A 13,837-nucleotide genomic window follows, 5' to 3' on the forward strand; every position below is an offset into this window, starting at 1 on the left:
AGCCTAGCCCGCGGTCAGGGCCGGGCGTAGGACTCGAGTTCCGGCCCGGGGTGGAGCACGCCGTTCACGATCGCGCGGATCGCGAAGGCGCTGGCGTCGGCCAGGTCGACCGCGTCCGGGTGCAGCAGCCACTGCAGCTGCAGGCCGTCCATCACGGCGAGGATCGCGGCCGACGCCGCCGCGATCGTGTCGGGCTCGGTCACGCCCTCCTGCGCGCAGAGCTCGCCGAAGGCGGCGGCGACCTCGCGGCGGAGGGTCGTGTAGCGGTCCTCGAAGTAGGGGCGGGAGGGGTGGTCGTCGGTCACCGATTCCGCCGAGAGCACGGTGTACGCCTGCACGATGCCTGGGCGCTTCTCGTTCGTGAGGGCCGTGCGCACGAGGTGCAGGAACAGCTCGGGACCGTCGGGGATGTGCTTCTGGGCGAGCCCGGCGACGTCGTCCTGGTCGCGGTAGGCCAGCACCTCGAGCAGCAGCTTCTGCTTCGAGCCGAAGTGGTGCAGCACCCCGGCGTGCGTGATGCCGACCTGCTCGGCGACGTCGGCGAGGGTGCCGTTGGTCGAGCCCTTGTTGCCGAAGATCTCGATGGCCGCCTTGAGGATCTGCTCGCGCTTCTCCCGCGTCGCCGGGCGCACCCGCACGGCGTGATCGCTCTCCGACATGCGTCGTCCTCTCCTCAACCGGCCCCGCTTGCCAACCAACTTACTCCTCGGTAACCTCACCTCAGCTTACTTTCTCGACAGTAAGCAAACCGCCGCCGCACAACGACCGTGCCCAAGGAGAAGCAATGAAGCTCAGAACGTCTCTGATCGCCGCCACCGCGATCACCGCACTCGGGGTCTCGGCCCTCGCCGGATGCTCGTCCGGAGGGTCGGACGACACCGCAGCCGGCGGCGCCGCCCTCACCATCGCCAAGCCGGACGGCGCCATCACCACCGAGTCGAACAACCCGTTCGTCGGCGACTCCGCCGCGTCGAAGTACGGCTACGCCAAGGTCGTGTTCGAGACCCTGGCCCTGGTGAACCAGACGGGAGACCGCGGTACCACGCCGTGGCTCGCCGAGAGCCTCGAGTGGAACGACGACTACACGCAGCTCACGGTCGTCCCCCGCGAGGGCGTCACCTGGAGCGACGGCGAGCCGTTCACCGCCGACGACATCGTCTTCTCCTTCGAGACCGCCTCGATCCCCGCGCTCGACACCGCCGGCCTCAAGTACGAGGGAGCCGAGGTCGACGGCGACACGGTCGTGCTGAGCTTCGGCGACTCCAAGTACGTCAACCAGGCGCGCGTGCTGCACGTGCCCATCGTCCCCAAGCACATCTGGGAGAAGTTCGACGACCCGGCCACCGACCCCGTCAAGGGCGACGACCTCGTCGGCACCGGCCCCTACGCGATGGCGAACTGGTCGACCGAGTCGGTCACGCTCGACGCCCGCGACGACTACTGGGCCGGCGACCTCGCCGTGCCCGAGCTGCACTACGTCTCCTACGGCGACAACACCGCCCTCACCACGGCTCTCGCCAATGGCGACGCCGACTGGGCCCAGGCGTTCATCCCGCAGATCGAGGAGCAGTTCCTCTCGGCCGACCCCGAGCACAACCAGTTCCTCGCCTCCCCGACCACCGGCTCCGCCACGCTGTTCATGAACCTGCAGCAGAAGCCGTTCGACGACCCGGCCTTCCGGCAGGCGCTCGCCTGGGTGATCGACCGCGACGCCTACGTCGACATCGCCCGCGAAGGCGCCAGTGAGCCCGTCTGGTCGGTCACCGGCCTGTCGTCGATCCTCGAGGACGAGATCCAGCCCGAGTTCCAGGGCGTGGACTACAAGGTCGACGCCGACAAGGCGCGCGACCTGCTCGAGACCGCCGGGTACACCTGGAAGGACGACGCCCTGATCGACCCGGACGGCACGCCCGTGTCGTTCACGCTCTCCGTCCCGTCCGGCTGGAGCGACTGGAACACCGCGCAGGAGCTCATCGCCGAAGACGTGAAGGACGGCATCGGCGCCGAGGTCAAGATCGACATGCCCGACTGGGGCGGCTGGGCCGACCCCCGCGACAACGGCACCTTCTCCGCGATCATCCACTGGCTGGAGGACAGCGGCACCGCCTACGGCCTGTACACCTCGACCATGGACCCGCGGTGGATCTCCCCCGAGGGCAAGGCCGGCTTCAACTTCGGCCGCTTCGACGACCCCGCCGCGACGACGGCGCTGAACACGTACGCGAACGCTTCGTCCGACGAGGAGCGCACCGCCGCGATCGACACGCTGCAGACGATCTTCTCGGAGCAGGTGCCGGCCATCCCGCTGGGCGCCCACCCGCTGCTGGGCGAGTTCAACACGCGCAACTACGTCGGCTGGCCGTCGGAGACCGACACGTACGCGTCGGCCGACCCCACGCAGCCGAACATCGTGCAGATCCTCACGAAGCTGAAGCCCGCCGAGTAGACCCGTCGTCTCGCTCCGACCGCTCAGGGACCGGTTCGCCCTCGGCGACCGGTTCCTGAGCGAGAAGCGGAGCGACGAGACGACGGACGCCTCCCACGAAGGACACCCCATGCCAGACCCCCTGCTCACCGTGCGCGACTTCTCGGTCGTGTACGACGTCGATCCGCCCGTCGCGGCGGTGAAGGACGTGACCCTCGAACTCCAGCGCGGCGAGATCCTCGGGCTCGCCGGGGAGAGCGGCTGCGGCAAGACCACGCTCGCCTACGGCGTGCAGCGGCTGCTGCGTGCTCCCGCCGTCATCACCGGGGGCAGTGTGACCTTCCACGATGCCTCCGGAGCGGACATCGACATCAACGCGCTCGACGTCGACGCGATGCAGCGATTCCGCTGGGACAAGGTGTCGATGGTGTTCCAGGGCGCGATGAACGCCCTCAACCCGGTTGCCACGGTCGGCTCGCAACTGGAAGACGTGTTCGAGATCCACCGGCCCGACATGAATCGGCGTCAGCGCAGGGCCGAGGCGGAGGAGCTGCTCGAGATCGTGAAGGTCGGCCGCCAGCGCCACCGGTCCTTCCCGCACGAGCTGTCGGGCGGCATGCGCCAGCGCGTGATGATCGCGATGGCGCTCGCCCTGCGTCCGCAGCTGATGGTGATGGACGAGCCCACCACGGCGCTCGACGTGCTGGTGCAGCGCGAGATCCTGAAGCAGATCTCGCAGCTGCGGCGCGAGTTCGGGTTCTCGGTCGTCTTCATCACCCACGACCTGCCGCTGCTGCTCGAGATCAGCGACCGCATCGCGATCATGCGCGAGGGCGAGATCGTCGAGCTCGACACGGCCGAGCGCATCTGGAACGCGCCGCAGCACGAGTACACGCGGCGGCTGCTGTCGTCGTTCCCCCGGCTGACCGGCGAGAGAGGGGTGCTGGTGCGATGACCACGCTCGAGTTCCGACACGTCACCAAGAGCTACACCGTGCGCGGCGCCGGCCAGATCAAGGCCCTCGACGACGTGAGCTTCACCCTCGAGTCCGGCCGCACGATCGGACTCGTCGGGCAGTCCGGCAGCGGCAAGTCCACGATCGCGAAGATCCTCACCCAGCTCGAGACCCCCACCAGCGGGGAGGTGCTGCTCGACGGCACCCCGATCCCACGGCGCGGCAGAGGTCTGCGGAGCTACCGCCAGCAGCTGCGCATGGTGTTCCAGGATCCGTTCGCCTCGCTCAACCCCTCCCACTCCATCCGCTACCACCTGGAGCGGCCCATCCGCCTCGACGACGTCGTGCCGAAGAAGGACACCGATGCCGAGGTGCGGCGCCTGCTCGCGCGCGTGCGGCTCGACGCCGACGCCGTGATCGACCGCCGCCCGCACGAACTGTCGGGCGGCCAGCGGCAGCGTGTGGCCATCGCCCGCGCCCTCGCCTCCCGCCCGTCGCTGCTCGTGGCGGACGAGCCCGTGTCGATGCTCGACGTGTCGATCCGTCTCGGCGTGCTGAGCCTGCTCGCCGAGCTGCAGCGTGACGAGGGACTCGGCGTGCTCTACATCACGCACGACCTGGCCACCGCCCGCCACTTCAGCGACGAGATCATGGTGCTCAACCAGGGCCGCGTGGTCGAGTACGGCACCGCCGACGACGTCATCTTGAACCCGCAGAACCCCTACACCCGCGAGCTGCGCGCCGCCTCTCCCGACCCGGAGAAGCACTTCGCCGCCACCACGAACGGAGGTGTGCGGTGAGTACCGCCTTCCCCCAGCTGGACGACAACGACCTCGTCGCGCGCGACGCCCTCGAGGTCGGCACCACCGCGACGGCGGTCGACCCTGGCCGGCGTCGCGTGCCGTGGCGCTTCTTCGCCGGGCGCGCGGGCTTCTACCTCTTCACCCTGTGGGCGGCGATCACGATCAACTTCTTCCTGCCCCGGCTCATGAAGGGCGACGCGGTGAGCTCGTACCTCGCGCGCAACCCCAACGTGAGCCCGGAGGCCGCCGACGCCCTGCGCATCCTGCTCGGCATCGACTCCGACAAATCGGTGTGGCAGCAGTACGTCGAGTACTGGGGCATGCTGCTGCGCGGCGACCTGGGCATCTCCACGCTGCACGGTCTGCGTCCGGTCGCCGAGGTGCTCGCCTCCGCCCTCCCGTGGACGCTCGGGCTGGTCGGCATCGCGACGATCATCTCGTTCGCGATCGGCACGGTCGCCGGGGCCATCGTGGGATGGAAGCGGGGCAGCAAGCTCGACGCGATCATCCCGGTGACCACCTTCTTCAACACGATCCCGTACTTCTGGCTCGGGCTCATCGCGATCGCCGTCTTCTCGTCGACGCTCAAGTGGTTCCCGTCGTCGCACGCCTACGACAAGGGGCAGTCGCCGGAGTGGAGCCTGGACTTCATCGGGCAGGTGATCATGCACGGCACCCTGCCCGCGCTCACCATCGTGGTGGCTTCGCTGGGTGGCTGGGTGCTCGGCATGCGCAACATGATGCTGACCGTGCTCGACGACGACTACATCACGGTCGCGCAGGCGAAGGGCATGCCGAACCGGCGCGTGCTGTGGGCCTACGCCGCCCGCAACGCCGTGCTCCCGCAGATCCAGAGCTTCGCGCTGTCGATCGGCTTCATCGTGGGCGGCACCATCGTCATGGAGATGGTGTTCAGCTATCCCGGTGTCGGCAAGCTGCTGCTCGACGCCACCAACGCCAAGGACTTCGCGCTCATGCAGGGCGTGTTCCTGGTGATCACGCTGTCGGTGCTCGTGGCCAACATCCTCGCCGACGTGGTCTACGCCTACCTCGACCCGCGCACCCGCCAGACGGAGGCCTGACATGACCGTTCCCACCACCGCCGCAGGCACCGCCCCCGACGGCTCGCCGGTCGCCTCGGGCATGCCGGAGACCGCGACCCTGCGCACCGCGCCGTCGGGCGACCCGCACCGCGCGACGTTCCGGTCGCAGCTCGGCCAGGCGTTCGCGATGTTCCGCAACCCGAAGTCCCTGGCCGGGCTCATCATCCTCGGGATCTTCGTGCTCGTCGCGATCCTGGCACCGTGGATCGCCCCGTACGGACCCACCCAGAAGGACCGCACCGCGCTCCGCCAGCCGCCGTCGTGGGAGCACTGGCTCGGGACGACGCACATGGGGGAGGACGTGCTGAGCCAGATCATCTACGGCACGCGCGGGGTGATCGTCGTCGGCTTCCTCGCCGCGTTCATCGCCACCATCATCGCCATCACGGTCGGCGTGATCGCCGGGTACGTGCGCGGCTGGAAGAGCGAGTCGCTGTCGGCGCTGACGAACGTCTTCCTCGTGATCCCCGGCATCCCGCTGATCATCATCATCGCGTCGCAGTTCGACAACCCGCCGCTGATCGTGATCGCCGCCGTGCTCGGGCTCACCGGGTGGGCGTGGGGTGCGCGCGTGCTCCGGGCGCAGACCATGTCGCTGCGCAACCGCGACTTCATCCAGGCCGCCCGCGCCAACGGCGAGCCGCTGCGCCGCATCATCACGGTCGAGATGCTGCCGAACCTGATGGCGCTCATCGCGTCGAGCTTCGTCGGCACCGTGACCGCCGCGATCCTCGGCCTCACGACGCTCGCGTTCATCGGGGTGATCCCGGTGAGCAACCTCAACTGGGGCACGATCCTGTTCTGGGCGCAGCAGAACGGCGCCTTCCCCCGGTTGTGGTGGTGGTACGTGCCCGCGGGGCTCTGCATCGCCATCATCGGCGTGGCCCTGTCGCTGATCAACTTCGGGATCGACGAGTATGTGAACCCGCGGCTGCGTTCCGCCGGAGAGCGCGCACGGGCCATGAAGAAGAAGGGGCTCGACGTGAACGCGCCGGTCACGGCCGTGCGCTCCGTCCCCCTGCCGACGACCGACACCACCGATACGACGACACAGAACACGAAGTGATGACCTCTCTGCTCCCGACGACCACCCTCCCGTACCAGAACCCCTCCCTGCCGATCCCCGAGCGCGTCGCCGACCTCCTCTCCCGCATGAGCGTGGAGGAGAAGGTCGGGCAGATGCTGCAGCTCGACGCCCGTGACGACCTCGACGACCACGTGCTGCGGCGTCACGTCGGCTCGATCCTGCACACGTCTCCCGAGCGCATCGTGCGGGCGAACGAGCTCACGGCGCAGACCCGCCTGCGCATCCCCCTGCTCGTGGGCGAGGACTGCATCCACGGCCACTCGTTCTGGCCGGGTGCGACGATCTACCCCACCCAGCTGGGCATGGCCGCGACGTGGGACGCCGGGCTGCTGGAGCGTGTCGCGCGGGCCACCGCGGAGGAGGTCGCGGTCACCGGCATCCACTGGACCTTCTCTCCCGTGCTGTGCATCGCGCGCGACCTGCGGTGGGGCCGGATCAACGAGACGTTCGGCGAGGACCCGTTCCTGATCGGCGAGCTCGCGAGCGCCATGGTGCGCGGCTACCAGGGCGACGGGCTCGACGACCCGACCGCGATCCTCGCGACCGCCAAGCACTTCGCGGGGTACTCCGAGACGCAGGGCGGACGGGACGCGAGCGAGGCCGACATCTCGCGCCGCAAGCTGCGCTCCTGGTTCCTGCCGCCGTTCGAGCGCGTGGCCCGCGAGGGCTGCCGCACGTTCATGCTCGGCTACCAGACCACCGACGGCGTGCCGATCACCCTGAACGACTGGCTGCTCAGCGACGTGCTGCGCGACGAGTGGGGCTACACCGGCACCCTCATCACCGACTGGGACAACGTCGGGCGCATGGTGTGGGAGCAGCGCATCCAGCCCGACCTGACCCAGGCGGCCGCGGCCGCGGTGCGCGCGGGCAACGACATGGTCATGACCACGCCCGGGTTCTTCGAGGGCGCGCTCGACGCGGTGGCGCAGGGGCTGCTGCCCGACGACGCGTTCGACGACGCGGTCGCCCGCATCCTCACGCTCAAGTTCGAGCTCGGGCTGTTCGAGGATCCGCGACTGCCGCGCGCAGACCTGTCGTCCGTGGTGGGCAGCGCCGCGCACGCCGAGCTGAACCTGGAGACGGCGCGACGCTCCCTCGTGCTGCTGGAGAACGACGGCGTGCTGCCGCTCGACCCCGCCGCCCCGCTGCGCATCGCCGTGACGGGACCCCTGGCCGACGACGCACAGACGCAGCTGGGCGACTGGGCGGGAGGTTCGGGTCAGGCGGGGTGGCTCGACGGGCAGCCGCGCGACATGATCACGACCGTGCTCGACGGGCTGCGCGCGGTGGACGGCTGGCGCGTGACGCACACGCGCGGCGCCGACATCCTCACCCTCGAGGACGACCCGCGGGGCACGCACTTCCCCGACAAGCAGCCGCGGCCGCCGGTGGTGCGGTCGTGCGCGCCCGACGCGGCGCTGATCGCGGAGGCCGTGGCCGACGCCGAGGCCGCCGACGTCGTGGTCGCGGTGGTCGGCGACCGGATCGAGCTCGTGGGTGAGGGCCGCTCGACGGCCACGCTCGAGCTCATCGGCGGCCAGAACGCGCTGCTGGACGCGCTGATCGACACCGGCACGCCGGTCGTGATCGTGCTGCTCGCGTCCAAGCCGCTCGTGCTCCCGGCGTCGGCGCAGCGCGCGGCGGCCGTGATCTGGGCGGCCAACCCCGGGATGCAGGGTGGTCGCGCGCTCGCCGAGGTCATGGCGGGCCTGGTCGAGCCGTCCGGCCGACTGCCGATCTCGTTCGCGCGCCACGTGGGACAGCAGCCGACCTACTACAACCAGATCCGCGGACAGCACGGCGACCGGTACGCCGACCTCACGCAGTCGCCCGCCTGGGCGTTCGGCGAGGGGCGCTCGTACACCACGGTCGAGTACTCCGACCTGGAGCTGGAGGCGGAGGCTCTCACCCCGGACGACACGGTCGTGGGTCACGTGACCGTGACGAACACGGGAGCCCGGCCCGCGCGCGAGACCGTGCAGGTGTACGTGCGCGACGAGGTCACGAGCGTGAGCTGGACCGATCGGGAGCTCAAGGCGTATCGCCAGGTCGACGTGTCGCCGGGGGAGTCCGTGCGGGTGCGGGTGGAGGTGCCGGCGGCCGAGTGCACGATCGTCGACGCCGCGGGGCTGCGCCGGGTGGAGCCCGGCGCGTTCACGCTGCTGGTCGGCCCGAGCTCGCGCGAGGAGGTGCTGCGGGCGGCGGGGTTCCGCATCGGCTGAGGCGGTGGGGCGGAGGGTGGACGGACGAGTTCGCTCGATTTGAGCTCAAGCGCGCTTGAGGTCTTACGGTGGAAGGGTGACCCGGAAGTTCCCCGCATGACCATCGACCCCCGCCCCCACCCCGCCGCCCCCGTCCCGTCCGCCGTCGGCGAGGGACTCAAGGCCGCGTTCCGCGCGCACCCCGCCGGTGTCGCGATCATCACGGCCCAGGGCCCCGACGGTCCGGTGGGCCTCACCGCCTCCAGCGTGTCGTCCGTGGCGGTCGATCCCGCCGCGATCATGTTCTCCGTCACGCGGGCGACCGGGAGCGCCGGGGCGATCCTGTCCGCGCCGAGCTTCGTGGTGCACCTTATCGACGACGAGCACTCCGACCTCGCGCAGAGCTTCGCCGTGAGCGGTGCCGAGCGGTTCACGTCGCAGCAGGGCTGGACGACGCTGCCGACCGGCGAGCCGCACCTCCCGGAGGCGAGGGTCGCGCTGCGCTGCCGCCCGCTGCACACCGTGCCCGTCGGCTCCTCGACGGTCGTGATCGCGGAGGTCCTGGAGGTGCTGCCGGGGCGACCCGCCCGCCCGCTGGTGTACGTGGACCGCCGGTTCCACGCCCTGCCGCACGTCCCCGCCGTCTGACCCCGACCGCCCGGCGGCGGTCCGGCCTGCCGTCAGGCGAGCGAGAGGAACAGCTTCTCGAGCTCGGGCAGGGAGACGCCGTCCTCCTCTTCCGGGCCGTCGAGGCAGTCCCTCATCGCGGTGGCGATGATCTGGAAGCCCGCCTTGTCGAGCGCGGAGGTGACGGCGGAGAGCTGCGTGACGACCGCTCGGCAGTCGCTGCCGGCCTCGACGGCCGCGATCACGGCGCCGAGCTGACCCTGTGCGCGCTTGAGGCGGTTGGCGATCTTGCGTTGCGTCTCGGCATCGGTGGTGGACATGGCGGCTCCCTGATCGTCGGCTGAGAACTCCATCATACCCCCGGGGGTATAGTGATGGATACCCACCGGGGTATCGAGAGGAGTCACCCATGTGCCGAGCCGTCCGTTGCCGAACCTGCGGAAAGACCACCTGGGCGGGATGTGGTCAGCACGTCGACGCCGTCCGCCAGACCGTACCGAGGTCGGACTGGTGCGGCGGGCACGCCGACGAGCAGCCCACCGGCGGCTTCCTGTCGCGGTTGTTCGGCCGATGAGCGCCGCGCCCCTCACGGTCGTGATCGTCGGCGGGGTCGCGGGCGGGATGTCCGCCGCCACCCGACTGCGCCGACTGGACGAGTCCGCGCACATCGTCGTCTTCGAGCGCGGACCCGAGGTGTCCTACGCCAACTGCGGCCTCCCGTACTACGTGGGCGGGGTGATCCAGGACCGCGAGGCGCTGCTGCTGCAGACCCCCGAGTCGCTGCACCGCCGCTTCCGGCTCGACGTGCGCGTGCGCCACGAGGTCGTGCACATCGACACCGACCGCCGCGTCGTCGAGGTCGAAGGGCCCGACGGGCAGCGGATGCGCCAGCCGTACGATCGCCTCGTGCTCGCCACCGGAGCCCGCCCGCGCCGCGACGAGCCCGACGCGGGACCGCCCGTGCGCAGCCTGCGCACGGTCGACGATGCCGACGCGATCCACGCCGCGGCACGATCCGGGCTGCCCGTGGTCGTGGTCGGCGGCGGTTACACGGGGCTGGAGGCCGTCGAGAACCTCGTCGCCCGTGGCGCCGCGGTCACGCTCGTGCAGCGCGGGCCCCAGCTGCTCTCCCCGCTCGACCCCGAGATGGTCGCACCGCTCGCCGAGGAGCTGCGGGTGCGCGGGGTGGACGTACGGCTCGGCGTCGAGATCACCGCGTCCGCGCCGGGTGCCGTGACCCTGAGCGACGGGACCGTCGTGGCCGCCGAGTTCGTGGTGGACGCGTCGGGAGTGGTGCCCGAGGTCGGGCTCGCGCGGGACGCGGGCATCCGGATCGGCGAGACGGGCGGGATCGCGGTGGACGACGCCTGCCGCACCAGCGCCCCCGACGTGTTCGCGGTGGGCGACGGTGTCGAGAAGAGCGACCTGGTGGGCGGCGGCCCCGCACTCATCACGATGGCGGGACTCGCGAATCGGCATGGCCGGATGGTGGCCGACGTCATCGCGGGCCGGGTCGAGGCTGCGTCACCGGCCGTCGGCACCGGCATCGTGGGCGTGTTCGGGCTCGCGCTCGCCAAGACCGGCTGGAGCGAACGGCAGCTCCGCGCCGCCGGTCGTGAGTTCTACGTCGTGCACGTGCACCCGGGCTCGCACGCGGGCTACTACCCCGGTGCGGAGACGCTGTCGATGAAGCTGCTGGCCGACCCGGCGAGCGACCGCATCCTCGGCGCGCAGGTGGTGGGTCGCGACGGGGTCGACAAGCGCATCGACGTGATCGCCACCGCGATGCAGGCGGGCGTCACGGCCGCGGGTCTCGCCCGGCTCGAGCTCGCCTATGCGCCGCAGTTCGGCTCGGCGAAGGACCCGGTCAACATGCTCGGCTACGTGGCCGAGAACACGCGCACCGGCACCACCCCCACCGTGCAGTGGCACGGGCTCGACGACGCCGTGCGCGCGGGGGCCGTGCTCATCGATGTGCGCTCCCCCGCGGAGCACGCGGCCGGCGCGATCCCCGGCGCGCTCAACGTCCCGCTGGACGAGTTGCGCGACCGCCTCGACGAGCTGCCGGCGGGGCCGCTGGTCGTCCACTGCCAGGTGGGGCTCCGCGGTCACATCGCGACGCGGCTGCTGCGGCAGCACGGACGCGACGTGCGCAACCTCGACGGCGGCTACCGCACCTGGCGTGACGGCACGGTGCGGTAGCGCGCCGGAGTCGCGGGGCCTCAGTCGCTGGCGAGCTTCGCGGCGAACTCCCGTTCCACGTCGACGTAGTGGTCGTCGGCCACGTCGTAGACCACCTGGTGGATCTCACCGCCCGTGAAGGCGAAGCGGTTGGGGTAGGCGGTGGTCACGGTGTCGCCCGAGTCGTAGCCGACGCTCAGTCCCTCGCCCGTGAGGGCGTAGCGGCCGAGCTGGGTGCGGATCGGGATCGACTCGACGGCCTCGTCGTCGACGTAGAGCGTGAGCGTGCCGAGCGCTTCGCCGTGGTCGCCGCTGCCCTCCTTCTCGAAGCCGACGCCGACGATGTGGCGGCCCTCGGTCGGCGCGGCGGTGCCGACCCGCTGCTCGGGCGGGATGCCGAGGAAGTTGTACACGAACGACAGCGTGCCGTCCTGCACGTACAGGCTGTAGCCGCCGAAGCGCGAGCCCTGGGCGACGATCACGCCCTCGGTCGCCGCGGTGAAGTCCACGTCGGCGAGGATCTTGAACGACACCTGCTGCGTGCGCGCGGCGAGCTGCTCCTGCACCTCGGTCGTCTCCGGGTAGTAGGTGAAGCGGCCGTCGGCGGGCACCGGCAGGTGGTACTCGTATTTGATGAAGTCGGCGACGCCCAGGTCGTTCAGGGGCAGCACGTCGTACTTCTTGGCCTCTTCGAGCCAGAGCGCCGTGAGCTCCTCCAGCTTCTCGGGGTACTGCTCGGCGAGGTCCACGGCCTCCGCCCTGTCCTCGTCGACGTGGAACAGCTGCCAGCGGTCCTCGTCGAAGTGCCCCAGGCCGATCGGGACGGGGCCGTGCTCGGCGACGGCCTTCCACCCCTTGCTCCAGATACCGCGCGTGCCGAGCATCTCGTAGTACTGCGTCTGCTTGGTGGTGGGGGCGTCCGCGGCGTCGAAGGAGTAGTTCATCGGCACCCCGGGCATCGGCGTCTGCTCCACGCCGTCCACGACGGTCGGCGCCTCGACGCCGCACGCCTCCAGGATCGTCGGCACGATGTCGGTGCAGTGGTGGTACTGGCTGCGCACCTCGCCGCGCGCCGTGATCCCCGCGGGCCAGTGGATGATCAGCGGGTCCGCCGAGCCGCCCGCGTAGGAGTAGCGCTTGAACATGCGGAACGGCGTGGAGAACGCCATCGCCCAGCCGGTCGGGTAGTGGTTGTAGGCGTCGGGCCCGCCGAGCTTGTCGATCATCGTCAGGTTGCGTGCGACGTCTTCGGGGTAGCCGTTGAAGAACAGGTTCTCGTTGATCGAGCCGTTCGGGCTGCCCTCGCCGGAGGCGCCGTTGTCTGCCGCGTAGATGATGAGCGTGTTGTCGAGCTGTCCCGACTTCTCCAGGTGCTCGATGATGCGGCCGACCTGCGCATCGGTGTATTCGCTGAACCCCGCGTACACCTCCGCGGTCCGCGAGAACAGCGCCTTCTCCTCGTCGGTCAGCTCCGCCCACGGACGCACGCTGTCGACCTCGGCGAACGTGCCGGGCGTCATCGGGTTCATGTCGGTCAGCTGCGTGCCCTCCGGCAGGATGCCGCGCTCGATCATGCGCGGCAGCACCCACTCGCGGTACGCCTCGTAGCCGTCGTCGAACATGCCCCGGTACTTGTCGATGTACTCCTGCGGGGCGTGGTGCGGGGCGTGGTTCGCGCCGGGGCAGAACCACAGGTACCACGGCTTGTCCGGGTTCGACTGCTTCGTGTCGCGCAGCATCCGGATCGCCTGATCCGCGAGGTCCTTGGACAGGTGATACCCGTCCTCGGGCTGGGAGGGCTGGTCGATGTAGTGGTTGTCGACGGCCAGATCGGGGTACCACTGGTTGGTCTCGCCGCCGATGAAGCCGTAGAACCGGTCGAAGCCGTGCCCGAGCGGCCATTCGCTGCGGTCCGAGCCGCTGGAGATCGCGTTGATCGGCACGTTGTGGTTCTTGCCGACCCAGTACGTGGACCAGCCGTTGTCGCGGAGGATGCGCGCGAGCGGCGCGTTCGACTTCGGGATGTGCCCGTTGTAGCCAGGGAACCCCGTCGAGGTCTCGGAGATCGTGGCGTAGCCGTTCTGGTGGTGCGTGCGTCCGGTGAGGAACGTCGACCGGGTGGGCGAGCACAGGGCGGTCGTGTGCCACTGCGAATAGGTGAGGCCGTTGTCGGCGAGGCGCTGGAGCGTGGGCATGTGGATGCGCCCGCCGTACGGCTCCCACGCCGCGAGACCCGTGTCGTCGAACAGGATCACCAGCACGTTCGGCGCACCCTCCGGCGCCTTGGTGAGCTCGTACGCCCCCCAGTCAGGCGTCGAGTCGCGGATGTCGAGTTCGATCTTCCCCTGGAACTCCCGAGCCATGATGTCTCCCTCCGGTCGGAACACGTGTCTGCTCGGCACGGTATCGAGGGCGCAAAGGGGGGGGACAGGTGGCTCTCGCAGGATCACCA

Annotated in this window: 12 protein-coding genes; 9 read left to right on the forward strand and 3 right to left on the reverse strand. The window is 70.2% G+C overall.

Translation table 11 applies throughout. The annotated features are described in order from the left end of the window. Positions 1–14: 14 nt before the first annotated feature. Complete coding sequence (locus KZC56_RS07140) at positions 15–659, reverse strand: TetR/AcrR family transcriptional regulator (RefSeq protein ID WP_136045515.1); 645 nt, start codon at positions 657–659, stop codon at positions 15–17. 125 nt (positions 660–784) lie between these two features. Between KZC56_RS07140 and KZC56_RS07145 the strand changes: the two genes are divergently transcribed. The 7 genes from KZC56_RS07145 (at position 785) to KZC56_RS07175 (ending at position 9,225) form a co-directional block, all read left to right on the forward strand. After that, on the forward strand, positions 785–2,446 hold the full coding sequence (locus tag KZC56_RS07145) for an ABC transporter substrate-binding protein (protein WP_247638220.1): 1,662 nt from the start codon (positions 785–787) through the stop codon (positions 2,444–2,446). Positions 2,447–2,555: 109 nt separating this feature from the next. Next, positions 2,556–3,380 carry an ABC transporter ATP-binding protein gene (locus KZC56_RS07150; RefSeq protein ID WP_136032764.1) on the forward strand — a complete coding sequence of 275 codons (825 nt, stop codon included), beginning with the start codon at positions 2,556–2,558 and terminating at the stop codon, positions 3,378–3,380. Continuing rightward, a complete protein-coding gene (locus KZC56_RS07155) occupies positions 3,377–4,180 on the forward strand; it encodes an ABC transporter ATP-binding protein (protein WP_247638221.1) in 804 nt (267 codons plus the stop codon). Before KZC56_RS07150 ends, KZC56_RS07155 begins: the two co-directional genes overlap by 4 nt. Continuing rightward, positions 4,177–5,265, forward strand: a complete 1,089-nt coding sequence (locus tag KZC56_RS07160; RefSeq protein WP_247638222.1) for an ABC transporter permease — start codon at positions 4,177–4,179, stop codon at positions 5,263–5,265. Before KZC56_RS07155 ends, KZC56_RS07160 begins: the two co-directional genes overlap by 4 nt. A gap of 1 nt (position 5,266) precedes the next feature. Beyond that, positions 5,267–6,352, forward strand: a complete 1,086-nt coding sequence (locus KZC56_RS07165; RefSeq protein WP_205814343.1) for an ABC transporter permease — start codon at positions 5,267–5,269, stop codon at positions 6,350–6,352. Then, positions 6,352–8,598, forward strand: a complete 2,247-nt coding sequence (locus KZC56_RS07170) for an exo-beta-d-1,3/1,6-glucosidase (protein WP_247638223.1) — start codon at positions 6,352–6,354, stop codon at positions 8,596–8,598. Before KZC56_RS07165 ends, KZC56_RS07170 begins: the two co-directional genes overlap by 1 nt. 96 nt (positions 8,599–8,694) lie before the next feature. Continuing rightward, positions 8,695–9,225, forward strand: a complete 531-nt coding sequence (locus KZC56_RS07175; protein WP_136032772.1) for a flavin reductase family protein — start codon at positions 8,695–8,697, stop codon at positions 9,223–9,225. 32 nt (positions 9,226–9,257) lie between these two features. On the opposite strand, the gene KZC56_RS07180 is transcribed toward KZC56_RS07175, so the two are convergent. Then, a complete protein-coding gene (locus KZC56_RS07180; RefSeq protein WP_136036129.1) occupies positions 9,258–9,524 on the reverse strand; it encodes a metal-sensitive transcriptional regulator in 267 nt (88 codons plus the stop codon). Between the two features lie 89 nt (positions 9,525–9,613). Between KZC56_RS07180 and KZC56_RS17880 the strand changes: the two genes are divergently transcribed. Beyond that, positions 9,614–9,778 (forward strand): DUF8730 family Cys-rich protein, encoded by a 165-nt coding sequence (locus KZC56_RS17880; RefSeq protein WP_504919221.1) that lies wholly within the window; start codon positions 9,614–9,616, stop codon positions 9,776–9,778. After that, positions 9,775–11,406, forward strand: a complete 1,632-nt coding sequence (locus tag KZC56_RS07185) for an FAD-dependent oxidoreductase (RefSeq protein ID WP_247638224.1) — start codon at positions 9,775–9,777, stop codon at positions 11,404–11,406. The genes KZC56_RS17880 and KZC56_RS07185 overlap by 4 nt, the downstream gene beginning before the upstream one ends. Before the next feature lie 20 nt (positions 11,407–11,426). On the opposite strand, the gene KZC56_RS07190 is transcribed toward KZC56_RS07185, so the two are convergent. After that, positions 11,427–13,748, reverse strand: coding sequence for an arylsulfatase (locus KZC56_RS07190; RefSeq protein ID WP_247638225.1), 2,322 nt, complete (start codon positions 13,746–13,748; stop codon positions 11,427–11,429). Between the last annotated feature and the right edge of the window lie 89 nt (positions 13,749–13,837).

The organism is Microbacterium sufflavum, from assembly GCF_023091155.1.
GTDB lineage: Bacteria > Actinomycetota > Actinomycetes > Actinomycetales > Microbacteriaceae > Microbacterium > Microbacterium sufflavum.

Bases quoted from the DNA above. Each gene is read 5' to 3' on its own strand.
- KZC56_RS07140 (WP_136045515.1), bottom strand. From the start codon at position 659: ATGTCGGAGAGCGATCACGCCGTGCGGGTGCGCCCGGCGACGCGGGAG.
- KZC56_RS07145 (WP_247638220.1), top strand. From the start codon at position 785: ATGAAGCTCAGAACGTCTCTGATCGCCGCCACCGCGATCACCGCACTC.
- KZC56_RS07150 (WP_136032764.1), top strand. From the start codon at position 2,556: ATGCCAGACCCCCTGCTCACCGTGCGCGACTTCTCGGTCGTGTACGAC.
- KZC56_RS07155 (WP_247638221.1), top strand. From the start codon at position 3,377: ATGACCACGCTCGAGTTCCGACACGTCACCAAGAGCTACACCGTGCGC.
- KZC56_RS07165 (WP_205814343.1), top strand. From the start codon at position 5,267: ATGACCGTTCCCACCACCGCCGCAGGCACCGCCCCCGACGGCTCGCCG.
- KZC56_RS07170 (WP_247638223.1), top strand. From the start codon at position 6,352: ATGACCTCTCTGCTCCCGACGACCACCCTCCCGTACCAGAACCCCTCC.
- KZC56_RS07175 (WP_136032772.1), top strand. From the start codon at position 8,695: ATGACCATCGACCCCCGCCCCCACCCCGCCGCCCCCGTCCCGTCCGCC.
- KZC56_RS07180 (WP_136036129.1), bottom strand. From the start codon at position 9,524: ATGTCCACCACCGATGCCGAGACGCAACGCAAGATCGCCAACCGCCTC.
- KZC56_RS17880 (WP_504919221.1), top strand. From the start codon at position 9,614: ATGTGCCGAGCCGTCCGTTGCCGAACCTGCGGAAAGACCACCTGGGCG.
- KZC56_RS07185 (WP_247638224.1), top strand. From the start codon at position 9,775: ATGAGCGCCGCGCCCCTCACGGTCGTGATCGTCGGCGGGGTCGCGGGC.
- KZC56_RS07190 (WP_247638225.1), bottom strand. From the start codon at position 13,748: ATGGCTCGGGAGTTCCAGGGGAAGATCGAACTCGACATCCGCGACTCG.